The sequence below is a fragment of the Streptomyces sp. NPDC006326 genome (assembly GCF_040612915.1).
Taxonomy (GTDB): domain Bacteria; phylum Actinomycetota; class Actinomycetes; order Streptomycetales; family Streptomycetaceae; genus Streptomyces.
Genome location: NZ_JBEXRC010000001.1, coordinates 233,278 through 256,032, shown reverse-complemented (window position 1 = coordinate 256,032; position 22,755 = coordinate 233,278). Strand labels below are relative to the sequence as shown.

General features: G+C 71.9%; 21 protein-coding genes. 12 read left to right on the top strand and 9 right to left on the bottom strand.

Translation table 11 applies throughout. The annotated features are described in order from the left end of the window. The first annotated feature begins 2 nt into the window (after positions 1 to 2). On the top strand, positions 3 to 593 hold the full coding sequence (locus ABZ128_RS01195) for a malonic semialdehyde reductase (RefSeq protein ID WP_356845366.1): 591 nt from the start codon (positions 3 to 5) through the stop codon (positions 591 to 593). Between the two features lie 133 nt (positions 594 to 726). Here ABZ128_RS01195 and ABZ128_RS01190 read toward each other — a convergent pair whose 3' ends face one another. Further along, a complete protein-coding gene (locus tag ABZ128_RS01190; RefSeq protein ID WP_356845462.1) occupies positions 727 to 1,245 on the bottom strand; it encodes a DUF4245 domain-containing protein in 519 nt (172 codons plus the stop codon). 208 nt (positions 1,246 to 1,453) lie between these two features. Here ABZ128_RS01190 and glpX point away from each other — a divergent pair, with 208 nt between their 5' ends. Then, positions 1,454 to 2,485 carry a class II fructose-bisphosphatase gene (gene glpX, locus ABZ128_RS01185; protein WP_356845365.1) on the top strand — a complete coding sequence of 344 codons (1,032 nt, stop codon included), beginning with the start codon at positions 1,454 to 1,456 and terminating at the stop codon, positions 2,483 to 2,485. Between the two features lie 127 nt (positions 2,486 to 2,612). Here the strand turns inward: glpX and ABZ128_RS01180 are convergent, their stop codons facing one another. Then, positions 2,613 to 3,011: a WhiB family transcriptional regulator gene (locus ABZ128_RS01180; protein WP_356845364.1), complete on the bottom strand. Its 399-nt coding sequence runs from the start codon at positions 3,009 to 3,011 to the stop codon at positions 2,613 to 2,615. Between the two features lie 173 nt (positions 3,012 to 3,184). After that, entirely contained in the window at positions 3,185 to 3,871 is a 687-nt protein-coding gene (locus ABZ128_RS01175; RefSeq protein ID WP_356845363.1) for a DUF1707 domain-containing protein, read from the bottom strand. A gap of 149 nt (positions 3,872 to 4,020) precedes the next feature. On the opposite strand from ABZ128_RS01175, the gene ABZ128_RS01170 reads away from it, so the two are divergent. Both ABZ128_RS01170 and ABZ128_RS01165 read left to right on the top strand, forming a co-directional pair. Beyond that, on the top strand, positions 4,021 to 5,688 hold the full coding sequence (locus tag ABZ128_RS01170) for a fumarate hydratase (RefSeq protein ID WP_356845362.1): 1,668 nt from the start codon (positions 4,021 to 4,023) through the stop codon (positions 5,686 to 5,688). A 144-nt stretch (positions 5,689 to 5,832) separates the two neighbouring features. Continuing rightward, the gene (locus ABZ128_RS01165) at positions 5,833 to 6,588 is read left to right on the top strand and encodes a glycerophosphodiester phosphodiesterase family protein (RefSeq protein ID WP_356845361.1); all 756 of its coding nucleotides are present in this window, start codon (positions 5,833 to 5,835) and stop codon (positions 6,586 to 6,588) included. A gap of 80 nt (positions 6,589 to 6,668) precedes the next feature. On the opposite strand, the gene ABZ128_RS01160 is transcribed toward ABZ128_RS01165, so the two are convergent. Continuing rightward, a complete protein-coding gene (locus ABZ128_RS01160; protein ID WP_356845360.1) occupies positions 6,669 to 8,195 on the bottom strand; it encodes a ricin-type beta-trefoil lectin domain protein in 1,527 nt (508 codons plus the stop codon). 107 nt (positions 8,196 to 8,302) lie between these two features. On the opposite strand from ABZ128_RS01160, the gene ABZ128_RS01155 reads away from it, so the two are divergent. The 3 genes from ABZ128_RS01155 (at position 8,303) to ABZ128_RS01145 (ending at position 13,260) form a co-directional block, all read left to right on the top strand. Beyond that, the gene (locus tag ABZ128_RS01155) at positions 8,303 to 9,706 is read left to right on the top strand and encodes a class II fumarate hydratase (protein ID WP_356845359.1); all 1,404 of its coding nucleotides are present in this window, start codon (positions 8,303 to 8,305) and stop codon (positions 9,704 to 9,706) included. A gap of 103 nt (positions 9,707 to 9,809) precedes the next feature. Continuing rightward, positions 9,810 to 10,505: a DUF402 domain-containing protein gene (locus ABZ128_RS01150; protein WP_356845358.1), complete on the top strand. Its 696-nt coding sequence runs from the start codon at positions 9,810 to 9,812 to the stop codon at positions 10,503 to 10,505. A 253-nt stretch (positions 10,506 to 10,758) separates the two neighbouring features. After that, positions 10,759 to 13,260 (top strand): SpoIIE family protein phosphatase, encoded by a 2,502-nt coding sequence (locus ABZ128_RS01145; RefSeq protein WP_356845357.1) that lies wholly within the window; start codon positions 10,759 to 10,761, stop codon positions 13,258 to 13,260. Positions 13,261 to 13,342: 82 nt separating this feature from the next. Here ABZ128_RS01145 and ABZ128_RS01140 read toward each other — a convergent pair whose 3' ends face one another. After that, a complete protein-coding gene (locus tag ABZ128_RS01140) occupies positions 13,343 to 15,598 on the bottom strand; it encodes a transglycosylase domain-containing protein (RefSeq protein ID WP_356845356.1) in 2,256 nt (751 codons plus the stop codon). Positions 15,599 to 15,827: 229 nt separating this feature from the next. Between ABZ128_RS01140 and ABZ128_RS01135 the strand changes: the two genes are divergently transcribed. Together ABZ128_RS01135 and ABZ128_RS01130 are read left to right on the top strand one after the other, a co-directional pair. After that, on the top strand, positions 15,828 to 16,736 hold the full coding sequence (locus ABZ128_RS01135) for an SPFH domain-containing protein (RefSeq protein ID WP_356845355.1): 909 nt from the start codon (positions 15,828 to 15,830) through the stop codon (positions 16,734 to 16,736). Next, positions 16,733 to 16,984, top strand: coding sequence for a hypothetical protein (locus ABZ128_RS01130; protein WP_356845354.1), 252 nt, complete (start codon positions 16,733 to 16,735; stop codon positions 16,982 to 16,984). Before ABZ128_RS01135 ends, ABZ128_RS01130 begins: the two co-directional genes overlap by 4 nt. Positions 16,985 to 17,038: 54 nt before the next feature. Here ABZ128_RS01130 and ABZ128_RS01125 read toward each other — a convergent pair whose 3' ends face one another. Further along, positions 17,039 to 17,986, bottom strand: coding sequence for a hydrogen peroxide-inducible genes activator (locus tag ABZ128_RS01125; RefSeq protein WP_356845353.1), 948 nt, complete (start codon positions 17,984 to 17,986; stop codon positions 17,039 to 17,041). Positions 17,987 to 18,121: 135 nt separating this feature from the next. On the opposite strand from ABZ128_RS01125, the gene ABZ128_RS01120 reads away from it, so the two are divergent. From ABZ128_RS01120 to ABZ128_RS01110, 3 genes are all read left to right on the top strand, one after another. Further along, entirely contained in the window at positions 18,122 to 18,676 is a 555-nt protein-coding gene (locus ABZ128_RS01120; protein WP_356845352.1) for a peroxiredoxin, read from the top strand. 3 nt (positions 18,677 to 18,679) lie between these two features. Then, positions 18,680 to 19,219 (top strand): alkyl hydroperoxide reductase, encoded by a 540-nt coding sequence (locus ABZ128_RS01115; RefSeq protein WP_356845351.1) that lies wholly within the window; start codon positions 18,680 to 18,682, stop codon positions 19,217 to 19,219. A gap of 143 nt (positions 19,220 to 19,362) precedes the next feature. Beyond that, positions 19,363 to 19,995, top strand: a complete 633-nt coding sequence (locus ABZ128_RS01110; protein WP_356845350.1) for a Uma2 family endonuclease — start codon at positions 19,363 to 19,365, stop codon at positions 19,993 to 19,995. A gap of 21 nt (positions 19,996 to 20,016) precedes the next feature. Here the strand turns inward: ABZ128_RS01110 and ABZ128_RS01105 are convergent, their stop codons facing one another. The 3 genes from ABZ128_RS01105 to ABZ128_RS01095 form a co-directional block, all read right to left on the bottom strand. Beyond that, positions 20,017 to 20,187, bottom strand: a complete 171-nt coding sequence (locus tag ABZ128_RS01105; RefSeq protein WP_356845349.1) for a hypothetical protein — start codon at positions 20,185 to 20,187, stop codon at positions 20,017 to 20,019. A 210-nt stretch (positions 20,188 to 20,397) separates the two neighbouring features. Then, entirely contained in the window at positions 20,398 to 21,768 is a 1,371-nt protein-coding gene (locus ABZ128_RS01100) for an AI-2E family transporter (RefSeq protein WP_356845348.1), read from the bottom strand. Between the two features lie 118 nt (positions 21,769 to 21,886). Beyond that, positions 21,887 to 22,603, bottom strand: a complete 717-nt coding sequence (locus ABZ128_RS01095) for a transglycosylase SLT domain-containing protein (protein WP_356845461.1) — start codon at positions 22,601 to 22,603, stop codon at positions 21,887 to 21,889. Positions 22,604 to 22,755: the final 152 nt, after the last annotated feature.

The following is a 22,755-nucleotide window of genomic DNA, read 5'->3' as shown; positions in this document are numbered from 1 at the left end:
CGATGTCTCTCGTTCTTGACTCCGCCGCCCAGGACCTGCTGTTCCGCGAGGCCCGCACCGCCAACTCGTTCTCCGACGAGCCGGTGACCGAGGAGCAGGTCCAGGCGATCTACGACCTGGTCAAGTACGGCCCCACCGCCTTCAACTCGACGCCGCTGCGCATCACCCTGGTCCGCTCCGCCGAGGCCCGCGCCCGCCTGGTGGCCCACATGGCCGAGGGCAACCAGGCCAAGACCGCCGCCGCGCCGCTCGTCGCGATCCTCTCCGCGGACAACGAGTTCCACGAGGAGCTCCCCACCCTGCTGCCGCACTTCCCGCAGGCCAAGGACGCCTTCTTCGCCGAGCGCCCGGTCCGCGAGCAGACCGCCCTGGTGAACGCCGCCCTGCAGGCCGCGTACTTCATCGTGGGCATCCGCGCCGCCGGTCTGGCCGCCGGCCCGATGGCCGGCCTGGACTTCGCCGCCGTCCAGAAGGAGTTCCTGGACGACGACCACACCCCGCTGATGGTCGTCAACATCGGCAAGCCGGGCGAGGACGCGTGGTTCCCGCGCGGCCCGCGCCTGAGCTTCGACGAGGTCATCACCACCGTCTGACACCACCGTCCGACGGCACCGCCGCCCGACCCACCACCGTCGAGCGGACATGCGAAAGGCCGCGCACCCGGGGATTCCCGGCGTGCGCGGCCTTCCGCGCGTCCCGCCCGCGCGGTCTGACGCGTCCGCGCGCCTACTGGCCCTGCTTGAACTCCAGCGCCGCCGCCATCGTGGCGAGCTCCTCGAAGGACCCCGTCCCGGTCACCACGGTGGCGTGCCCCTGCTCCTGCCGGACCAGGGCGTCGTACTTCTCGCCCTCCCAGCGCTCCCAGGACAGGTCGCCGACCTGCTGCCGCGCGCCCGTGGGCTGCGCCTGGCGGGTCACCTTGGCCAGGTGCTTGGCCGAGGCGTCGCTGGACTGTTCGACCGCCACGTACTGCCCCTGCGGGTCCAGGAAGCCGAGGTGCCACGCGTGGGCGTCCTTGCGGTCGAAGCTCACCGAGGTGGCCCGCCACTGCCCGGGGAGCCCCACGGGGGCGGCCACCGGGTACGGCGCCGCGCGCCGGGCCGTGTTCGTCTCCACCCGGTAGTCGACCACGTGCGTCGGGTCGGCCTTCTCGTCATGCGGGACGAAAATGTAGATACCGGCGACCACGACACCGATCACCGCCAGCGACCGGACCATGTCCCAGACCGTCTGCTTGCCCTTCATACCTGCCACGCCACCATCGTCCCCCATGGCGGGGAGCGATCACCGCCGGGGGTCTGGTCCGGCCGGGTCCGCAAGACGTCCGCTCAGGCCAAACGACTGACCGATATTCCGCTCATACGTGACCCGCCATGCTCAATTTGTCGACGTACCGATAGAGTCCAGTCACCCTCACTTCCCCGGCCGTCGTCGTACAGAAAGGTGCGCTCCGATGACCGAGCACAACCTGCCGCCCCAGCTCGAAGTCTCTCCCGAGGCCCCCGACCGCAACCTCGCCCTGGAACTCGTCCGGGTGACCGAGGCCGCGGCCATGGCCGCGGGCCGGTGGGTCGGACGCGGCGACAAGATCGGCGCCGACGGCGCCGCGGTCAACGCGATGCGGACCCTGATCTCCACCGTTTCGATGAACGGCGTCGTCGTCATCGGCGAGGGCGAGAAGGACGAAGCGCCGATGCTCTACAACGGCGAGCGGGTCGGCGACGGCTCCGGCGCCGAGGTCGACATCGCCGTGGACCCCATCGACGGCACCACGCTCAACGCCAAGGGCATGCCGAACGCGATCGCCGTCCTGGCCGCCGCCGACCGCGGCACCATGTTCGACCCGTCCGCCGTCTTCTACATGGAGAAGCTGGTCACGGGCCCCGAGGCGGCCGACTTCGTCGACATCAACGCCCCGGTCTCGGTCAACATCCGCCGCGTCGCCAAGGCCAAGAACATGGCCGTGGAGGACGTCACCGTGGTCATCCTGGACCGCCCCCGCCACGAGGGCATCGTCAAGGAGATCCGCGAGACGGGCGCCCGGATCAAGTTCATCTCGGACGGCGACGTGGCCGGCTCGGTCATGGCGGTGCGCGAGGGCACGGGCGTGGACCTGCTCCTGGGCATCGGCGGCACCCCCGAGGGCATCATCTCGGCCTGCGCGATCAAGTGCCTCGGCGGCACCATCCAGGGCAAGCTGTGGCCGAAGGACGAGGCCGAGCGCCAGAAGGCCATCGACGCGGGCCACGACCTGGACCGGGTCCTGCACACCAACGACCTGGTGTCCGGCGAGAACGTCTTCTTCGTCGCCACCGGCATCACGGACGGCGAGCTGCTGCGCGGCGTCCACTACCGCTCGGAGACGGCGACCACCTCGTCGCTGGTCATGCGCTCGAAGTCGGGCACCATCCGGCAGATCGACTCGACCCACCGCCTCTCGAAGCTGCGCGCGTACAGCGCGATCGACTTCGACCGCGCCCAGTAGGCCGCGGACGGCACACCGAAGGGGCGGTCCCGCGTGCGGCGGGACCGCCCCTTCGGTGTCCGGGGGACCGCGATGCTGCCCGGTGGGCGGATGGGCGGCGGGTCGGACGAGCGGGAGCAGTCGGGCGTCAGCCCGCGGCGGCGATCGGGCCCGCCCCCGGGGCCTGGCGCAGTTCCGCCGCGCGGCGGCGGCGCCGGGCGAGCACGACCCGGCGCTCGGCCGCGGTGAGGCCGCCCCAGACCCCGTACGGCTCGGGCTGGAGCAGGGCGTGTTCGCGGCAGGCGACCATGACGGGGCAGCGGGCACAGACGCGCTTGGCGGCCTCCTCGCGGGCGAGCCTGGCCGCCGTCGGCTCCTTGGAGGGGGCGAAGAAGAGGCCCGCCTCGTCCCGGCGGCACACCGCCTCCGCGTGCCACGGGCCGTCCTCTTCCCTCGCCGGCACCCGCGGCTTCGGCATGGCCGCCGGACGCGGCCGAAGGCTCGGTATGGCGGCTACCTGCAGGGACTGATGCGGCGGATGCTGCACGGTCTACTCCTGACGACGGGTACGCAAGCGAGAGACGATGCACCTGTCCCTACCCGCTGTGCGCGGCCCTATGCACTGCGTGCCGTCCGCGTGGCGTCCCGGGGAAATGCGACCGAAATCCGCCCCGGGCGCGCCGGCCGGGAGGCGGACCGACCGTGGCCGCCGACCGTCGGCTAGCGGCCGCCCGGGCGGTCGCGCTCGGCGCGGGCGAGGTCGACCAGACGGGCGCCGGGCTTGCGGCGGGCCTCGATGTTGCCCAGGAGCGAGAAGCCGCGGACGATCACCACCGGCGCGTTCGGGTCGGCGGCGGCGCCGCCCTCGCCCCGCACCTCGAAGTTGCCGAGGACCCCGCCGCCGTAGCCGCGCAGCGTCACGTTCTCCGGCACCAGGACCTCGACGTTCCCGAGGACGCAGGTCACCTGGATCTCCGTGACCTGCTGGGCGAAGACGGCCTCGGTGAGGTCGATGCCGATGTCGCCCATCACGGACACCGCGCGGGTGTACGGGCCGGGACGCCAGCGCCCCTTGCGGGAGGCACTGCTGCACACGGCGAGGACCGTCTCGGCGGTCCCGGCCGGTCCGGCCGGGGCGTGGGCGTACGAGGGCACGGCTGCGGTCGCGCCGCCGGGCGCGGGCAGGTCCCGTACGAGCGCCTCCAGCTCCCCCACCGTCTTCACCGCGTAGAGCGAGTCGAGGCGCTCGGCGTGCTCGTCGGCGGTCAGCCGGCCCTCGGCCAGGGCGTCGGCGAGGATGTGCGCGATCCGGTCGCGGTCGGCGTCGGAGGCGCGCAGGGCCGCGGGGCCGGAGGGGCCGGCAGGGGCGGGGCCGGCAGGGGCGGCAGGGTGCTTTTCCAGGTCCACGACCCTCAGCATAGCGAGACACGATAGATCGCGATAGTCGGCGGTGAGCCCTACCTCACAGACACGGCGCCCGGCGGAGGTCCTACGCTGGTTGACTGCGCTGCCAACGGTCGTCAGCGCTGTCTGCCGAGTGAGGAATGACTGCCGTCATGCCAGAATTTGCGTACACCGACCTGCTGCCCCTGGGCGAGGACACCACCCCGTACCGGCTGGTGACCTCCGAAGGCGTCTCCACCTTCGAGGCCGACGGCCGTACGTTCCTCAAGGTCGAGCCGGAGGCGCTGCGCAAGCTCGCCGAAGAGGCCATCCACGACATCCAGCACTTCCTGCGCCCGGCGCACCTCGCGCAGCTGCGCCGCATCATCGACGACCCCGAGGCCTCCTCGAACGACAAGTTCGTCGCCCTCGACCTGCTGAAGAACGCGAACATCGCGGCGGCGGGCGTCCTGCCGATGTGCCAGGACACGGGCACGGCGATCGTGATGGGCAAGCGCGGCCAGAACGTGCTCACCTCGGGGGGTGACGAGGAGGCCCTCTCCCGCGGCATCTACGACGCGTACACGCGGCTGAACCTGCGCTACTCGCAGATGGCCCCGCTGACGATGTGGGAGGAGAAGAACACCGGCTCGAACCTGCCCGCGCAGATCGAGCTGTACGCGACGGACGGCGGCGCGTACAAGTTCCTCTTCATGGCCAAGGGCGGCGGCTCGGCCAACAAGTCCTTCCTGTACCAGGAGACCAAGGCGGTCCTCAACGAGGCCTCCATGATGAAGTTCCTGGAGGAGAAGATCCGCTCGCTCGGTACGGCGGCCTGCCCGCCCTACCACCTGGCGATCGTCGTCGGCGGCACCTCCGCCGAGCACGCCCTGAAGACCGCGAAGTACGCCTCCGCCCACTACCTGGACGAACTCCCGCGCGAGGGCTCCCCGCTGGGCCACGGCTTCCGGGACGAGGCGCTGGAGCAGCAGGTCTTCGAGCTGACCCAGAAGATCGGCATCGGCGCGCAGTTCGGCGGCAAGTACTTCTGCCACGACGTCCGCGTCGTCCGCCTCCCCCGCCACGGCGCCTCCCTGCCGGTCGCGATCGCGGTGTCCTGCTCCGCCGACCGCCAGGCCGTCGCGAAGATCACCGCCGAGGGCGTCTTCCTGGAGCAGCTGGAGCGCGACCCGGCGCGGTTCCTGCCGGACACCACCGACGAGCACCTCAGCGAGTCCTCGGACGTGGTCTCCATCGACCTGAACCAGCCGATGGAGACGATCCTGGCGACCCTCACCCGGCACCCGGTGAAGACCCGGCTGTCCCTCACCGGCCCGCTGGTCGTGGCGCGCGACATCGCGCACGCCAAGATCAAGGAGCGGCTGGACGCGGGCGAGGACATGCCGCAGTACCTCAAGGACCACCCGGTCTACTACGCCGGCCCGGCGAAGACCCCCGAGGGCTACGCCTCGGGCTCCTTCGGGCCGACCACGGCCGGGCGCATGGACTCGTACGTCGAGCAGTTCCAGGCGGCGGGCGGCTCCAAGGTCATGCTGGCCAAGGGCAACCGCTCGCAGCAGGTGACGGACGCCTGCGGCACGCACGGCGGCTTCTACCTGGGCTCGATCGGCGGCCCGGCCGCCCGCCTGGCCCAGGACTGCATCAAGAAGGTCGAGGTCCTGGAGTACGAGGAGCTCGGCATGGAGGCCGTCTGGAAGATCGAGGTCGAGGACTTCCCGGCCTTCATCGTGGTCGACGACAAGGGCAACGACTTCTTCCAGAACCCGGCCCCGGAACCCACCTTCACCCACATCCCGGTCCGCGGCCCCGGCCTCGGCTGATCCGCCGGCAACACCAGCCCGAGAGCCCTCGGCACCCGCCGGGGGCTCTCGGCTTGCCCCGCGCCCTGCCCGCCGGCGGCCCGTCACCGCGGCGGCGGGTGCGGGTCACCGGACGGTGGCCGGGGGCCGCTAAGGTTCGGCACCATGAGCCCCACGCCTACGGACATCCGGGTGATCGCCCACCGCGGCGCCTCCCACGAGCACCCCGAGCACACCCTCGCCGCCTACCGGCAGGCCATCGCCGACGGCGCGGACGCATTGGAGTGCGACGTGCGGCTCAGCGCCGACGGGCGGCTGGTGTGCGTGCACGACCGGCGGGTGGAGCGGACCTCGGACGGGCGCGGGGTCGTCTCCGCCATGACCTACGAGGAGCTGTCCGCCCTCGACTTCGGCCGGTGGAAGGGCGAGGAGCACCGGGGCGCGCAGGTGCTGCTCTTCGAGGACCTGCTCAAGGAGGCGCTGGCCGCGGACCGGCCCGTCGGGCTGGCCGTGGAGACCAAGCACCCCACCCGGGCCGGCGGCCGGCTGGAGGCCGAGCTCGTGCGGGTGCTCAAGGAGCACGGGCTCGCCGACGGCGCCGACGGCCTCGTCGAGGTGATGAGCTTCTCGCGGACCGCCCTGGTCCGGCTGCACCGGCTCGCGCCGGGCCTGCCCGCCGTCTATCTGATCGAGCGGCCGCTGCGGCCGCTGCGCCCGCCGTTCGCGGGCCATGCCGGCCCGGGCATCGACCTCGTGCGGAGGGATCCGGGGCTGGTGGGGCGGCTGAAGGCCAAGGGGCTTCGGGTGCGGGTGTGGACGGTGGACGAGATCGAGGACGTGGAGCTGTGCCTGCGCCTCGGCGTGGACACGCTGATCACGAACCGGCCCCGGGAGGTACGGGAGTACCTGCGCGGACTGTGAGGCACCGCGCGGTGGGTGCCACCCGGCCGGGGTGCGCCGGCCGGGTGTGGGGGGTACGGGTCTGGCGGGGCGGGCGGCGGTTACGCGAAGCGCTGGTTCGCCGATCCGTTGCAGGTCTGCAGCCGCAGCGGCTCGTGCGCCGCGGCCACGGTCAGGCACATGCCCGGGGCGGCCGCGGGCCGGACGGTGGCGCCGTCGCGGACCCACTGCTGGTTGGCCCCGCCGTGGCAGTTCCAGAGGACGAGGCCGGTGCCGGCCCCGTAGTTGGCGCCCGGTGCGTCCAGGCAGCGGTCCTGGGTGAGCTCGATGTGGACGGCCTTGCGGGCGGAGTCGTACCACCAGCCCTGGTTGCGCCCGCCGTGGCAGTCCCAGCCGAGGACCTTCGTGCCGTTGGCGCTGGAACCCCCCTCGGAGTCCAGGCAGTTGCCGTTCGCCTCGTTCTTCAGCGGCTTGTACAGCGCGTCCCAGGCCCCGGCCTGGAGGACGGGTGTCCCGGTGCTCGCCGGGTCGGCGCAGGAGGCCTCGCGCAGACCGGAGCCGTAGAGCTGGGTCAGGCAGGACGCGAAGGCTCCGTGTCCGCGGTAGTTGGGGTGGAAGGACTGCCGGGCGGTGTTCTCGTCCCACGGGAAGTGGTCGCCGAGGTCCAGGTAGAGCCCGCGGGCCCAGGGGTCCTCCATGCACACCTCGTGGCCGTGGAAGAGCCGCGAGTTGTCCAGGTAGACGGCGCCGGAGGCGAGGGCCGCCTGGCGCATGCCCTTCTCGAAGGCCGGCACCGCGTGGTTGCGGCCCCAGGTGGCGTCGGAGTCGTAGCCGGCGCAGCCTCCGGGGAGCTTGCCGGGGAAGTCCGGGTTGTCGTGGAAGTCGGGCCCGATGGGGCTGGGGTAGCCCATCACGACCAGCTTGTAGTCGGAGTCGGCGTAGCCAGCGTCGCGCATCACCGTCTTGAGGTCGGCGACGGTCGACTCGACCTTCGGCCTCAGGCCGTCGACGCGCGCCTGCCAGCCGGGGGCGTACTTGGGCTCGCAGGTGCCCTGGCTGAGGACCCAGCGGGTGACGCAGTCGGTCATGACCGGGCCGAACTGGAGGTCGTCGTTGGCGCCCGCGACGAGCAGCACCAGCTTGATGCGGGTGTTGCGGGCCTTGATGGCCAGGTTGTCGCTCTGGACCAGCTCGTCGGCGTACTGCTTGCTGCCGCCGATCCTGATGTTGCCGGTGTACGCGCCGGAGCAGGCCACGTTGAAGGTCAGGTCGGCCGGGATGCCGGTGCGGTGGATCGCCGTGTCGGGCGAGCGGTGGCACTGGTTGGCCGAGGTGTTGGTCGCCGGGTCGTAGTTCCCGACGCCCTCGCCGGATATCTCGCTGTCGCCCAGCGAGATCAGCCCGGTCTTGCGCTCGGCGAGCGGGCGGATCGCCGGATCTCCGTAGATCCTGGTGGCCTCCGCGGCCCGGACGGCCTCCAGCTCCGGCGAGAGCGGGGTCACGGCCCCGGCGGGTGTGGCCGCCTGGGCCATGGGGGTGATGGCGGTGACGCCCCCGAGGGCGGCCGCGATCGCCGCGACGGCGGCGAAGGTAGATCTGAGCTTGGGTTTCGTGCGTGCACGTCCCATGAACGCCTCCCCGATAGCAGTGTTACCCCGGGTATTTACTGGCCGGTAGGGGAGTTGGGAACAGTTTGAACAAGAGAATTGCTCAACTTTTTGAGGAGGCTGTGAACATGACCGACGATCAGACCCGCGGTGCGTACCGGACCGAGCACGACTCCATGGGCGAGGTACGGGTGCCCGCGGACGCCAAGTGGCGGGCCCAGACCCAGCGCGCGGTGGAGAACTTCCCGATCTCCGGGCAGCGGCTGGAGCGCGCCCACATCGAGGCGCTGGCCCGGATCAAGGCCGCCGCGGCCGAGGTGAACTCCCGCCTCGGCGTGGTGGAGGAGGACGTCGCGCAGGCCATCCGGTCCGCCGCGGCCGAAGTGGCCGAGGGCCGGTGGGACGGGCATTTCCCGGTGGACGTGTTCCAGACCGGCTCCGGAACCTCCTCCAACATGAACACCAACGAGGTGATCGCCACCCTGGCCACCGAGCGGCTCGGTCGCGACGTGCATCCCAACGACCACGTCAACGCCTCGCAGAGCTCCAACGACGTCTTTCCGTCGTCCATCCACATCGCCGCGACCGCCGCCGTCACCGGCGAGCTGATCCCCGCCCTGGAGCACCTCGCGGCCGCCCTGGAGCGCAAGTCCGCCGAGTTCGCCGAGGTGGTCAAGGCGGGCCGCACCCACCTGATGGACGCCACCCCGGTGACGCTGGGCCAGGAGTTCGGCGGATACGCCGCGCAGGTGCGCCTCGGCGTCGAGCGGCTGCGCTCGGCCCTGCCCCGGCTCGCCGAACTGCCGCTCGGCGGGACGGCGGTGGGTACGGGGATCAACACGCCGCCCGGATTCTCCGCGGCCGTCATCGCCGAGGTGGCCCGGGCGACCGGGCTGCCGCTGACCGAGGCCCGCAACCACTTCGAGGCCCAGGGGGCGCGGGACGCGCTGGTGGAGACCTCGGGTGTGCTCCGTACAATCGCCGTCTCGCTCACCAAGATCTCCAACGACCTGCGCTGGATGGCCTCGGGCCCGCGCACGGGATTGGCCGAAATCAATCTGCCCGACCTGCAACCGGGGTCCTCGATCATGCCCGGGAAGGTCAATCCGGTGATCCCGGAGGCCGTGCTCATGGTCGCCGCACAGGTCACCGGGAACGACACGGCGGTCGCCGTCGCGGGTGCGGCGGGCAACTTCGAGCTCAATGTGATGCTCCCGGTGATGGCGAGGAACCTCCTGGAATCGATCCGGCTGCTCGGCAGCGCGAGCCGGCTGCTGGCCGACCGCACGATCGACGGGATCACCGCCAACGCGGCCCGGGCCAGGGAGTACGCCGAGTCCTCGCCCTCCGTGGTGACCCCGCTGAACCGGTACATCGGCTACGAGGAGGCGGCCAAGGTCGCCAAGAGGTCCCTGGCGGAGCGGAAGACGATCAGGGAGGTCGTCCTGGAGTCCGGCTACGTGGACCGCGGGGACCTCACCCTGGAACAGCTGGACGAGGCCCTGGACGTCCTGCGGATGACCAGGCCCTGAAAACGTCACTGGGCAGGGGCCGGATTCGGTCGTTTCCCGTCCCCGAACACCTCCGTGACCTGCACCGCAGCGGGCGCGGTGGCCCCCGCCCTAAGATCTGCGCATGACAGGGACGGCAGGCCGCGGGGGCGGCGACGCGCAAGGCACCCGCTGGCGGCCGGGGGAGCAGATCCTCTGGCGCTACCGCGACCACGCCCCGGGGCTCAAGGGCGCGGTCCACATCTGCCGTCCGGTGACCGTGGTGCGGGACACCGACGAGCTGCTGGCGGTGTGGATGGCCCCGGGCACCGAGTGCGTCAAACCGGTGCTCGCCGACGGCACCCCGGTACACGAGGAGCCGCTCGCCACCCGTTACACCGCGCCGCGCACGACCGTACGCGCGCGCTGGTTCGGCGCGGGGGTGCTGAAGCTGGCCCGGCCCGGGGACCCCTGGTCGGTGTGGCTGTTCTGGGAGCACGGCTGGCGGTTCAAGAACTGGTACGTGAACCTTGAGGAGCCCCGGACGCGGTGGGCCGGCGGGGTGGACTCCGTCGACCACTTCCTGGACATCTCCGTCTACCCCGACCGCACGTGGGAGTGGCGCGACGAGGACGAGTTCGCGCAGGCGCAGCGGTCCGGCCTGATCGGCGCGGAGCAGGCGCGGCAGGTGCGGGAGGCCGGACGGGCCGCGGTCGACCTGATCTCGGGGTGGGGGGCGCCGTTCCGCGACGGCTGGCAGGACTGGCGGCCGGACCCGGCGTGGGGAGTTCCGGTGCTGCCCGAGGACTGGGACCGCACCCCGGCGCATATGACCTCATGAGACCCTTGATGCGCCCCCGGGGAACAACCGTAGGATCTCCCTCCGCAAGGCCGGGCGCGGACGCCGCGCCCGGTGGGTGCCACTCTAAAGATCGTGCCGTACGCGGGACTTGACCGGAGGTCAGCGCAGAGCGAGAGGTAACGAGCGGGACGCGGAACCGCGGGTGATGGTGCCCCCGCCGCTGAGCGGGTATACCGCGACTGACCGAGTTGAGTGCAGCGCACATCGAGCGCAAACGGACGGAATTCCACGCGTGACGGAGTACCCCACCTCGCAGGAGGGCCCGCAGCCCGCCGCCATTGCCTCCGGCGGTGGGACGGACGAGCCCGGCCGCGGCAAGGCCACCGCCGCCGGCGGAGGGACCGACGAGCTGGGCCACGGCAAGGCCCCCGTCCCGGCCGCCGAGGCCGTACGCGGCGCTGCCCGCGACGCCGGGCGCCCGCACGCGGAGACCGAGGGGGATGCGGCCTGGCCGGCCCCCGACGCACCGGTCGGCGGCCGGGGCGCGGAGGTCCCGCGGCCCCGCACGCGCGGGGTCGGCGGCTCCCGCGGGCGCGACGGCGAGGCGGCGAAGAACGCGGCCCGCGGCCCGGCCGTGCCCGAGGGCCAGGACCCGGTGCCCGGCGGCGGCCGGGAGGCCGGTGAGGCGGCGGCCGGCCGGTCCGGGATACCGGGCGGCACGCGCGAACTCGCAGCGGCCCGCAGTGCATCGGCGGCCCCGGGCGGCGGCAGCGCCGGCGGCGAGGACGCGGTCGACGGGTGGGACCACGACATCGACCTCCAGGGCGGGGCAGCCGGGCAGGCCGACGCCGGGGACGGTCCCGCGGCGCGGGCCGGGCTCACGGCGCAGGAGCCCGCCGGCCCGGCCGCCGGGCCGTCCGGCCAGGACGGGAGCGGGACGGGCGGCGGGAGCGCCGCCGCGGCCGGCGGCGCAGTGGCCCGCCGGGAAGGGGACCGGCTGCGCTTCGTGGGGGCCGCCACCCGGCGCATCGCCCGCGGCATCGACCTCGACGAGATCGTGCTCGGGCTGTGCCGGGCCACGGTGCCGACGTTCTCGGACGCCATCCTCGTCTACCTGCGGGACCCGCTGCCGGTCGGGGACGAGCGCCCCGTCGGCCCGGTGGTGTTAAGGCTGCGCCGCACCGACCGGCTCCGCCCGATCGACGATCTGACCGGAGCCCTGACCGCGACCGCCGCCGGCCCGCCCGGGGCCGGCCCGGCGGCAGCGGGCACCCCGGGGGCCGAGGGCGCCGGGGCCGCGGGGGCCGGCGGCGAGCTCGACTTCAGCCAGCTGCCGATGGTCGGCCCGCAGGGTGACCTGCCCGCCGCCGAGCTGTGCGAGATCCGCCCCGGCGGGGCACTCGCCGAAGTCCTGCGCGGCGTACGGCCGGTCTTCGAGTCCGCCGTCGGCGCGCAGGACGCCCTCCCCGAACTCCTGGGCGCCGAGCATCCCGTACCGCGCGGCCGGCGGGCCATCCTCGCCCCGCTGCGCGGCCGGCGCCGCGTCATCGGTGCGGCCGTGTTCCTGCGCAGCCCCGAACGGCCCGCATTCGAGCAGAACGACCTCCTGGTCGCCGCCCAGCTGGCCACCCACACCGCGCTCGGCATCGACAAGGCGGTGCTGTACGGCCGCGAGGCGTACATCGCCGACGAGCTCCAGCGCACCATGCTCCCCGACAGCCTGCCGCAGCCCACCGGCGTCCGGCTGGCATCGCGCTACCTGCCCGCCGCCGAGACCGCCCGGGTGGGCGGCGACTGGTACGACGCCATACCGCTGCCCGGCAGCCGGGTCGCGCTCGTGGTCGGCGACGTCATGGGCCACTCCATGACCTCGGCCGCGATCATGGGCCAACTCCGGACCACCGCGCAGACCCTGGCCCAGCTCGACCTGCCGCCCGCCGAGGTCCTGCACCACCTGGACGAGCAGGCCCAGCGCCTCGGCTCCGACCGCATGGCCACCTGCCTGTACGCCGTCTACGACCCGGTCTCGCACCGGATCACCATCGCCAACGCCGGCCACCCGCCGCCGGTGCTCCTGCACCTCGGCGGCCGTGCCGAGGTGCTGCGGGTGCCCCCCGGCGCGCCCATCGGGGTCGGCGGCGTCGACTTCGAGGCCGTGGAACTGGACGCGCCCGCCGGGGCCACCCTGCTGCTCTACACCGACGGGCTGGTCGAGAGCCGGCTGCGCGACGTGTGGACCGGCATCGAGCAGCTGCGCGAGCGCCTGGCCACCACCGCGCAGCTGACCGGGCTCGACCACCCGCCGCCGCTGGAGGCGCTGTGCGACGACGTCCTGGACATGCTCGGTCCGGGCGACCGGGACGACGACATCGCGCTGCTCGCCGCCCGCTTCGACGGGATCGCGCCCAGTGACGTGGCCTACTGGTTCCTGGACCCGGAGGAGACCGCTCCGGGCCGGGCCCGCCGGTTCGCCCGCCGCGCGCTGGGCCGGTGGGGTCTGGAGGACCTCCAGGACTCGCTGGAACTGCTGGTCAGCGAGGTGGTGACCAATGCCGTCCGGTACGCGGAGCGGCCGGTCACGCTGCGCCTGCTGCGGACGGACGTCCTGCGCTGCGAGGTCGGGGACGATTCCCCGCAGCTGCCGCGCCAGCGCCGGGCGCGGGAGACCGACGAGGGCGGCCGGGGCCTGTTCCTCGTCAACCGCATGGCCCGCCGCTGGGGGGCGACCCGGCTGAGCAGCGGCAAGGTGGTCTGGTTCGAGCTCCCGCTGCCGGGGACGCACGACCGGCGCTGACCGGCCCGTACGCGAAGACCGCCGCCCCGCAGCACGGATGCTGCGGGGCGGCGGTCGTACGGGAACCTCCGGCTCCAGGCGCCTACTGCTCCTGGTTCACCACGGGCGGGAACGGCGGGTTCGGCGGGCTCTTGGTCGGGTCCGGCTTCGGGCTCTTGGTCGGGTCCGGCTTCGCCGAGCTCTTGCTCGGGTCCGGGGACTGCGGGCTCTTGCTCGGGTCCGGGGACTGCGGCGCGTGGCTGCTGGTGCTCGGCGCGGGGCTGGACGAGCTCGCCGAGCTCGACGGGGTGGTGCTGCGGCTGGGCGCCGCCGGCGCCCCCATCTTGGCCTCCTCCAGGTCGAACTCGCCGGTCTTGACGCCCTTGAGCGCGGCCAGCGTGTACGCCTTCCAGATCTCGGCGGGGAAGCTGGAACCACCCGCTCGGCCACCGCCGGCGGTACCGGTGAGGGTGACCTGCTTGGCGGTGCCGGGCTCCTCGCCGAACATCGCGACGACGGTGACGAGTTCCGGGGTGTACGCGGTGAACCACGCGGCCACGTTGGACTCGGTGGTGCCGGTCTTGCCGGCGGCCTGGTAGGCGGAGCTCTTGACGGCCTTGCCGGAGCCGTCGTTGACGACGCCGGTGAGCACCTTGGTCACCGTGTCGGCGGTCTCGCGGGTGATGGCCTGGCCGCCGACGGACTCGACCGGCGTGAACTGGCGGTCGGCGTGCTTGGCGCTCTTGATGATGGCCGGGGTGACCTTCTTGCCGTGGTTGTCGAAGGTGGCGTAGACGCCCGCCATCTCCATGGTGTTGGCGCTCATGGTGCCCAGCGACATGGCCGGCTTGTCCTCGGGCCAGCCGTCGCGGTCCTTCATGCCGAGCTGGAGGGCCGTCTTCTTCACCTTCGGCGGGCCCACGTCCACGATCATCTGCGCGTAGACGGAGTTCACGGAGGAGTTGGTGGCCGCCTGGACGGTGAGCAGCGGGTCGCCGTAGTTGACGTTGTCCTGGTTCTGCGGGGCGAACGGGACGTCGCTGCCGACGACCGGGCGCTTGCTGGTGCCGTCGTAGAGCGCGTTCGGCGTGATCGGCTTGCCGTCGTGCGTGGTCGCCTTGTTCTCCAGCGCCGAGGCCAGTACGACCGGCTTGAAGGTGGATCCCGGCTGGAAGTCGGTGCGCAGGGCGTTGCTCGACCAGTGGTCGGACAGGCCGGTGCCGCCGTACATGGCGACGATGTGGCCGGTCTTCGGGTCCACGGAGGTGGCGCCCGCCTGCACGCTCGCGTCGACGGGCCGGTCGTTGCGCTTGAGCTGGGACTCCAGCTCGTCCTGGACGGCCTGCTCCATCGCCGCCTGCTTCTTCGGCTCGATGTTGAGGACGATCTCCCAGCCGCCGGCCTTGAGCTGGGCCTCGGTCATGTTCGTCTGCCGCCGCAGCTCGGCGTCGGCCGCCTGCTTCAGGTAGCCCTTCTGGCCCTCCAGGCCCGGGGTGGCCTTGGGCTTGACCGGCTCCTTGAAGGTCAGGGTCTTGCGCTTCTCGGCGTCGAGCTTGCCCATCTCGACCATGTTGTCGAGGACGCCGTTGAAGCGGACCATCGCCAGCTTCTTGCCGTTGTCGCCGGCCACGGCCCAGTCGTACTGGCTGGGGGCCTGGAGGACGGCGGCCAGGTAGGCGCCCTGCTCCAGGGTGAGCTGGCCGACGTCGACGCCGTAGTAGGCCTGGGCGGCGGCCTGGATGCCGTAGGCGCCGCGCCCGAAGTAACTGGTGTTCAGGTAACCCGCGAGGATGTCGTCCTTCTCCATGCGCTGGTCGACCTTGAGGGAGATCACCAGCTCCTTGAGCTTGCGGGTCGCCGTCTGGTCCTGGTTCAGGTAGAAGTTCTTGACGTACTGCTGGGTGATCGTCGAACCGCCGGCCTTGCCCTTGCCGGTGACCGTGTTGAACACCCCGCGTGCGACGCCGAGGAAGTCCACGCCGCGGTCCTGGTAGAAGGACTTGTTCTCGATGGCGATGAAGGCGGTCTGGACTTCCTTGGGGACCCGGTCGATCGGCACGATCTCCCGGTTCATCTTCCCGTCGCGCGCCATGATCGAGCCGTCGGCGTACTTGTAGACGTTGCTCTGCTGGATGGCGTCGGCGTTGGGGTCGGGCTCGTCGACGTAGAAGTAGAGGGCGACCAGCGCGGCCATGCCGAGCAGGATCACCCCGAAGAAGGCCCCCAGGATCTTCTTCCACGTGAAGAAGCGGCGTATGCCGGTCGGCTTGCCGGCCCGCCCCTTCCCGGTGGCGCGCCCGCGCGGCGCCCGCCGCGCACTGCGCTGCTGCTGCGCCTTGCGCGCATCTGCTCGGCCCATCGCTCCCGCTCCGCTCGATATCCCCCCGACGTCAGCTCAGCAAGCTAACACCGCAGGTTGTGACAAAGGTTGGCCAAGCAAGGCCAATATCGGTCATTTCGGACGTGAGAATCAGCACCCACATCAAGGGAACCGACGCGCAGAAAGCGCGTAGGGTTGCGGCGCTCCAAAAAAGTGATATCACTTTGCTAGGCGGTCCGAGAGACCGTGACCTAGCGAAACGGGGCAGATGATGACGAACACGGCAGGCACGGCCGGTCAGGCGACAGAAGTACGGGAGTTCACGGCCCGCAGCATGGGCGGCGGGCTGGCGCTGCTGCTCGGCCTGCTGGGGGTGCTCGCCGGAGCCGCCCTGACCGCCCTCGGTGCGGCCGCCGAGCAGCCGGCCCTCATCGTGCCCGGGGTGCTGCTGATCCCCGCCGCGGTCCTCGCGATGAGCGGCCTGAACACCGTGGCGCCGGGAGAGGCGCGGGTGGTCCAGCTCTTCGGCCGCTACCGCGGGACGATCCGCACGGACGGCCTGCGCTGGGTGAACCCGCTGACCTCGCGCAGGAAGGTCTCCACCCGCGTCCGCAACCACGAGACGGCCGTCCTGAAGGTCAACGACGCCTACGGCAACCCGATCGAGCTGGCGGCGGTCGTGGTCTGGAAGGTCGAGGACACCGCACGGGCCATCTTCGAGGTGGACGACTTCACCGAGTTCGTCGAGACGCAGGCCGAGGCGGCCGTGCGGCACATCGCGATCGAGTACCCCTACGACGCGCACGAGGAGGGCGGCCTGTCGCTGCGCGGCAACGCCGAGGAGATCACCGAGAAGCTGGCGGCCGAGCTGCGGACGCGGGTCGAGGCGGCCGGCGTCCACGTCATCGAGTCCCGCTTCACGCATCTCGCGTACGCTCCGGAGATCGCCTCCGCGATGCTCCAGCGCCAGCAGGCGGGTGCGGTCGTGGCGGCGCGCAAGACGATCGTCGAAGGGGCGGTCGGCATGGTCGAACTGGCCCTGACCCGGCTGGCCGAGGAGGACATCGTGGACCTGGATCCGGAGCGCAAGGCCGCCATGGTCTCGAACCTGATGGTGGTCCTGTGCGGCGACCGCGCCGCCCAGCCCGTCGTCAACACGGGCACCCTCTACCAGTGAGCCCCGCCGGCGAGCCGGAGCAGGAGGCGCAGCAGGGCTCGAAGGCGGCGCGGCAGGCGCGCAAGCAGGTGCTGCTGCGGCTCGACCCGCAGGTGTACGAGGCCCTCGCGCGCTGGGCGGGCGAGGAACTGCGCAGCGCCAACGCGCAGATCGAGTTCCTGCTCCGCCGCGCCCTGTCCGAGGCCGGCCGCCTCCCGGGGACGGCCGCCCCGATCCGCCCGCGCGGCCGCCCCCGCTCCTCGGACTGACGGGGCCGGCCCCTCGCGCACGGGCCCGCGCGCCCGTTGCCGGGGGGCCGCCGCCTAGGCGGCGGGCCAGACCGGCAGCGGGCGTACGGCCTCCCGCAGCGCGGCCGCGACGGCGCGGAACTCCTCCTGCCGGGCCGTTCCCGTCCGCATGGCCAGGGCGATCCGCCGCGAGGGGGCGGGCTCGGCGAAGTACCCGGTGGCCAGGTGCTCGTTGCGGGCGGTCTCCAGCCGCAGCGCGGTCCGCGGCAACAGCGTCACCCCCAGTCCCCCGGCGACCAGTTGTACGAGGGTGGACAGTCCGGCGGCGGTCGTGGTGACGTCCGCCCCGTCGGACCTCCCGGCCTCCCGGCAGATGTCGAGGGCCTGGTCCCGCAGGCAGTGCCCCTCGTCCAGCAACAGCAGCTGCAGGTCGCGCAGTTCCTCGCGCGGGATGTCCCTGCGTCCGGCGAGCGGGTGCTCGCGCGGCGCGAGCAGTACGAAGTCCTCGTCGAAGACGGGCAGTTCGGTGACCCCGGGAACCCCGAGCGGCACGGCGAGCAGCAGCAGGTCGAGCCGCCCGCCCGCCAGGCCCTCCAGCAGCGAGGCCGTCTGCTCCTCGTGGACCTGGAGGTCCATCCCCGGATAGCGGCGGTGGAAGAGCCCGAGCACCGTCGGCAGCAGGTAGGGGGCCACCGTCGGGATCACCCCCAGCCTGAGCACCCCGGTGAAGGGCGCCCGTACCGCCTCGGCCTCCTCCAGCAGGGCGCCCATCGTGTCGAGCACCGCCCGCGCCCGGGCCGCGATCCGCTCGCCGGCCGGGGACAGCAGCACCTTGCGGGTGGTGCGCTCCAGCAGCTGGACGCCGAGCGCCTCCTCCAGCGCGGAGACGGCCCCCGACAGGGCCGGCTGGCTCATCCCGATCGACGCGGCGGCGTCCCGGAAGTGCAGGTACTCGGCGACGGCCGCGAAGGCGCGCAGCTGCGCGAGCGTCGCCTGCTTCGCTCCCCTGTTACCGACAGCCACTGATAGGTACCTCCGATCACCTGCCGCAAGACTAGCTATTTCTGCAATCAATGCAGCTGTGTCAGCATGTGAGATCCGTCCAACCCTCTCGGAAAGCCCCCAAAAGGGTTACTTTCCTGTTTGCAAGGAGAGCACGTGCTCACTGTCGGTGACAAGTTCCCCACCTACGATCTGACCGCTTGCGTCTCGCTTGAGGCCGGCAGCGAGTTCGCCCAGATCGACCACAAGACCTACGAGGGCAAGTGGCGCGTGGTGTTCTTCTGGCCGAAGGACTTCACCTTCGTCTGCCCGACCGAGATCGCCGCGTTCGGCAAGCTGAACGAGGAGTTCCAGGACCGCGACGCCCAGATCCTCGGCGTCTCCGGCGACTCCGAGTTCGTCCACCACGCCTGGCGCAAGGACCACGCCGACCTGCGTGACCTGCCCTTCCCCATGCTCGCCGACTCCAAGCACGAGCTCATGCAGGCCTGTGGCGTCCAGGGCGAGGACGGCTTCGCGCAGCGCGCCGTCTTCATCGTCGACCAGAACAACGAGATCCAGTTCTCGATGGTGACCGCCGGTTCCGTGGGCCGTAACCCCAAGGAGGTCCTGCGGGTCCTCGACGCCCTCCAGACCGACGAGCTGTGCCCCTGCAACTGGACCAAGGGCGAGGACACCCTCGACGCCGGCGCGCTGCTGGCCGGTGAGTGACGGATGTCCCTCGACTCCCTCAAGTCCGCCATACCGGACTTCGCCAAGGACCTGAAGCTGAACCTCGGTTCGGTCATCGGCAACCAGGACACCCTGACCGGGCAGCAGCTCTGGGGCACGGTCCTGTCCTGCGCGATCGCCGCCCGCTCCCCGCGCGTCCTGCGTGAGCTGGAGCCGGAGGCGAAGGCGGCCCTGTCGCCGGAGGCGTACACCGCCGCCAAGTCGGCCGCCGCGGTCATGGCGATGAACAACGTCTTCTACCGCACCCGCCACCTGCTCTCCGACCCGGAGTACGCGACCCTGCGGGCCGGTCTGCGGATGAACGTCATCGGCAACCCGGGCGTGGAGAAGGTCGACTTCGAGCTGTGGTCGCTCGCGGTCTCCGCGATCAACGGCTGCGGCCAGTGCCTGGACTCGCACGAGCAGGTCCTGCGCAAGGCCGGCGTCGACCGCGAGACGATCCAGGAGGCCTTCAAGATCGCCTCGGTGATCCAGGCCGTGGCGGTCACCCTCGACGCCGAGGCCGCCCTCGCCGCCGAGTAACCGCACGCGCACGAGCCCGGGCCCCCGCCGCCGATCCGGCCGCGGGGGCCCTTTCGCACGTTCGGGTGGCCCATGGCTTGCAGGACACCGGGCGCTGTACCGCCCTACGATGATGGCCTCGACATCCACCACCAGGAGGCGCCATGTCTGCCGCAGCAGTCGAGCACCCCCACGACGATGACTCGTACACGCTGCTCAGAGCCGCCAACCGGATCATGGAGCAGCTGCCGGGCCACCGCGTCGAGATCCTCGAAGGGAACATCATCGTGGCCCCACCGGCGGATGGCCCCCACGCCAGCGCGCTGACCACTCTCATGATCCCTTTCCTCGCTGCCGGGCTGCACGGCGAGGAATCCGAGGTGCTCCAGAGCCTCGGCCTGTGGCTGCCGACCGGTCCGGCGGACTACGCCGTGCCCGACCTCGCCGTGGTCGACGCCGATTACGCGAACCACGAGACCGAGAACAACTGCTACGAGCCAGTCTGCTTCCGCCTCGTCCTCGAAGTCACCAGCAGCAACCACAGCAACGACCTCAAGACCAAGGTCCGCGCCTACGCCCAAGCCGGGATCCCCGTCTACGTGATCGTCGACCGCAAGAACGTGCGCGTCCACCTGCTCACCGATCCCGTCGGCGAGGGCTACGACAGCCACACGCTCTACGCCCCCGGCCGGCAGCTCACCCTGCCCGACTCCATCGGCGCCAAGGTCACCCTCGACGCCGGCGCCCTGCTGGAGGCCGGCGGTTGCCGGATTGCCGGCCCCGACGCGACCGGCTGAGGGTCTCGGCCGTACGCCGGCTCAGGTCCTCAGGGCCGTCATCAGCGCACGCATGTCCTCGATCATCGCCGCCTGGACGGCGTCCACGTCCGGGGTGCTGTCCGCGTCCTCCCCGAACCACTCCACGCTGAGCGTGAAGACCGCGCCGCCGTCGAGCACCTGGAGCCGCATGCCCTGGGTCTGCCGGTTCATCAGCGCCCGTTCACCGAGCCCGGGGCGCGATGCGCGGCGTATCAGCGAAACGATCCTGCGCCGCCGGCACCCCCGCCCAGACGGCGGAGGCCAGGACGGCCCCGCCGAGCGCCCACCACCAGCCGCCCCGCGGCTGCCGTACGCGGTCGCCCGCCGTGTCGGGCCGCGCCTCCCCGGGCGGAGGGTCCTCCTCCCATTTCCCGCGCTAACTCAGGCTCGCTGATCACGGGCGGCCTCCCGCGCAGCCGATTCCAGCGCCGTCGAGCCGTGCGGCGCGGGGCCGACCGGCGCGACCCCGTGGCGCAGCTGGTCGCGGGAGTAGGCCCTCAGGTAGACCACCACCGTGTTGGTGACGGCGACCAGCGGGACCGCGACCACCGCCCCGCCGATGCCCGCGATCATCCCGCCGGCGGCCACCGACAGCACCACGGCGAGCGGGTGCACCCGTACCGCCCGGCCCAGGATGAAGGGCTGCAGCACGTGCCCCTCGATCTGCTGCACGGCCAGCACCACGGCCAGCACCAGCAGGGCGGTGACCGGGCCCTGGGTCACCAGGGCGACCACGACGGCCAGGGCCCCGGAGACCACCGCTCCCACGAGCGGGATGAAGGCGAACAGGAAGATGAAGACGGCGAGCGGCACGGCCATCGGCACCTTGAGGAAGTAGATGCCGAGGCCGATGAAGACCGCGTCGATGAGTGCGACGAGGACCGTGCCCCGGACGTACGCGGTCAGGGTGCGCCAGGCGCGCGGACCCGCGCCCGCGACTCCGGGCCGGGCCGCGCCCGGGACCAGGCCGAGCACCCAGGTCCAGATGCGCTTGCCGTCGTAGAGCAGGAAGAGGGTCGAGAACATCGAGAGCAGGATCCCGGTCAGCACCTCGACGAGGACGGTGACGCCCTGCAGACCGGCGGAGGTGATCTGCTCGGTGTTGGTGCCGATCGTCTCGCTGAGGTTCTTCGCGATGTCGTTGATCTGCTTCTCGGTCACGTGGAACGGACTGTCCAGCGCCCAGGCCTTGAGCTCGTTGATGCCCTCGCGGACGCGCGCGGAGAGGTCGTCGAGGTTCTCCATCACCTGCCACACGACGAACCAGCCGACCAGCCCGATGACGACGAAGCCGAGGATCGCGGTGACGGCGGTGGCCAGCCCGCGGGGCAGCCCGAGACGCCGCAGCCGGACCACGAACGGCTGCAGCAGGGCGGTGACGAGCAGGGCGGCGGCGAAGGCGAGGACGACCAGGCGGACTTCGCTGATCACCTTCATCAGCACCCAGAGCATTCCGGCGAGCAGCAGCAGCCGCCAGCTGACCTCGGCGGCGACCCGCATGCCCCAGGGGACCACGCTCACCGGATCGGGGCGCTCGCGCGGGGCGTGGTGGCCCGGGTGTTCGGCGCCGGAGCCGGGAGCCTGTCCGGGCGCGGGCGGCGCGGCGGCGTGGACCGGTACGCCCGCGGGGGCGCCGGCCGGGGCTTCGCCGCCGTTCTCCGCGTCCACCTCGGCGCGCCACTGTTCGAGCCGGGCCTCCATGCGGCTCAGCCTGCTCCCGAGCCGGCCGAGCCAGCCTGCCCTCTTCGCCATGTCTTTCCCTCTCCCCCGCCCGCGGACCCCCGTGGACACCTCGGATGACCGTACACGCGGGAAGCCCCGCACCGTAGGACGGTGCGGGGCTCCCGGAGGTTGAGCGGCGACTGCCGGGCTAGTACCAGCCGTTGGCCTGGTGGAAGCTCCAGGCGCCGCAGGGGCTGCCGTAGCGGCCGTTCATGTAGTTCAGGCCCCACTGGATCTGGGTGGCCGGGTTGGTGCGCCAGTCGTCGGCGACCGAGGACATCTTCGAGCCGGGAAGGGCCTGGACCAGACCGTACGCGCCCGAGGACGAGTTCACGGCCTTGTAGTTCCAGGTGGATTCCTGGTTGACGATGTTGGAGAAGCACTGGAACTGCCCGGCGGGGACGATCTGCTGGGCGATCGCCTTGACCTGGGCGACGGTGTAGGAGCTCTGGACCGCGAAGTCGCCGGCGCTGCGGGTCGCGGAGCGGCTCGCGGCCTGCTCCTTCTCCTCGCGCTCCTTCTTCGCCTTCTCGTCCGCCGCCTTCTGGGCCTCCGCCTTCTTGGACTTGGCGTCCTCGGCGGCCTGGAGGCGGGCGGCCTCCTCGGCCGAGCGCTTGGCGTCGGCGTCGGCACCCGCGGCGATGGCGTCGGCCTGCTGCGTCAGGGAGGCGTTCTGGACCTGCGCCTGGTCGCCGACCGGGATGTCGGTGAGGAGAGTCGCCCCCGACGCGGTGGTCTCAAGGCTGTTCGAGGCGGGGTCGCCCGTGGCAACGCCCACGACGGCGCCGACGGTGGTGACCGCAGTGGCCGAAGCCACGGCGAATCCCCGGACCGAGATCCGGCTCACACGGTGTCCTTCCAGCAGCGTCCGCAGTGACCGGGCGGGCGCAATAGTGCCCCTTCGACACTGGCCTCCGGTTACGGCGATCACTGGAGACGCGGGCCCGTGGGCAACTCCCTTGCGGGTGCTGCCGCGTGGTGCTCGGGCGGCATGCGGCGAACGACTGTGGAGTTGTG

What these genes read in the sequence shown, in the direction of transcription:
- ABZ128_RS01170 (WP_356845362.1), top strand. Translation starts at nt 4,021, where the DNA reads ATGCCAGAATTTGCGTACACCGACCTGCTGCCCCTGGGCGAGGACACC.
- ABZ128_RS01160 (WP_356845360.1), bottom strand. Translation starts at nt 8,195, where the DNA reads ATGGGACGTGCACGCACGAAACCCAAGCTCAGATCTACCTTCGCCGCC.
- ABZ128_RS01135 (WP_356845355.1), top strand. Translation starts at nt 15,828, where the DNA reads ATGATGACGAACACGGCAGGCACGGCCGGTCAGGCGACAGAAGTACGG.
- ABZ128_RS01150 (WP_356845358.1), top strand. Translation starts at nt 9,810, where the DNA reads ATGACAGGGACGGCAGGCCGCGGGGGCGGCGACGCGCAAGGCACCCGC.
- ABZ128_RS01155 (WP_356845359.1), top strand. Translation starts at nt 8,303, where the DNA reads ATGACCGACGATCAGACCCGCGGTGCGTACCGGACCGAGCACGACTCC.
- ABZ128_RS01105 (WP_356845349.1), bottom strand. Translation starts at nt 20,187, where the DNA reads ATGAACCGGCAGACCCAGGGCATGCGGCTCCAGGTGCTCGACGGCGGC.
- ABZ128_RS01195 (WP_356845366.1), top strand. Translation starts at nt 3, where the DNA reads ATGTCTCTCGTTCTTGACTCCGCCGCCCAGGACCTGCTGTTCCGCGAG.
- ABZ128_RS01140 (WP_356845356.1), bottom strand. Translation starts at nt 15,598, where the DNA reads ATGGGCCGAGCAGATGCGCGCAAGGCGCAGCAGCAGCGCAGTGCGCGG.
- ABZ128_RS01165 (WP_356845361.1), top strand. Translation starts at nt 5,833, where the DNA reads ATGAGCCCCACGCCTACGGACATCCGGGTGATCGCCCACCGCGGCGCC.
- ABZ128_RS01115 (WP_356845351.1), top strand. Translation starts at nt 18,680, where the DNA reads ATGTCCCTCGACTCCCTCAAGTCCGCCATACCGGACTTCGCCAAGGAC.
- ABZ128_RS01100 (WP_356845348.1), bottom strand. Translation starts at nt 21,768, where the DNA reads ATGGCGAAGAGGGCAGGCTGGCTCGGCCGGCTCGGGAGCAGGCTGAGC.
- glpX (WP_356845365.1), top strand. Translation starts at nt 1,454, where the DNA reads ATGACCGAGCACAACCTGCCGCCCCAGCTCGAAGTCTCTCCCGAGGCC.
- ABZ128_RS01190 (WP_356845462.1), bottom strand. Translation starts at nt 1,245, where the DNA reads ATGAAGGGCAAGCAGACGGTCTGGGACATGGTCCGGTCGCTGGCGGTG.
- ABZ128_RS01110 (WP_356845350.1), top strand. Translation starts at nt 19,363, where the DNA reads ATGTCTGCCGCAGCAGTCGAGCACCCCCACGACGATGACTCGTACACG.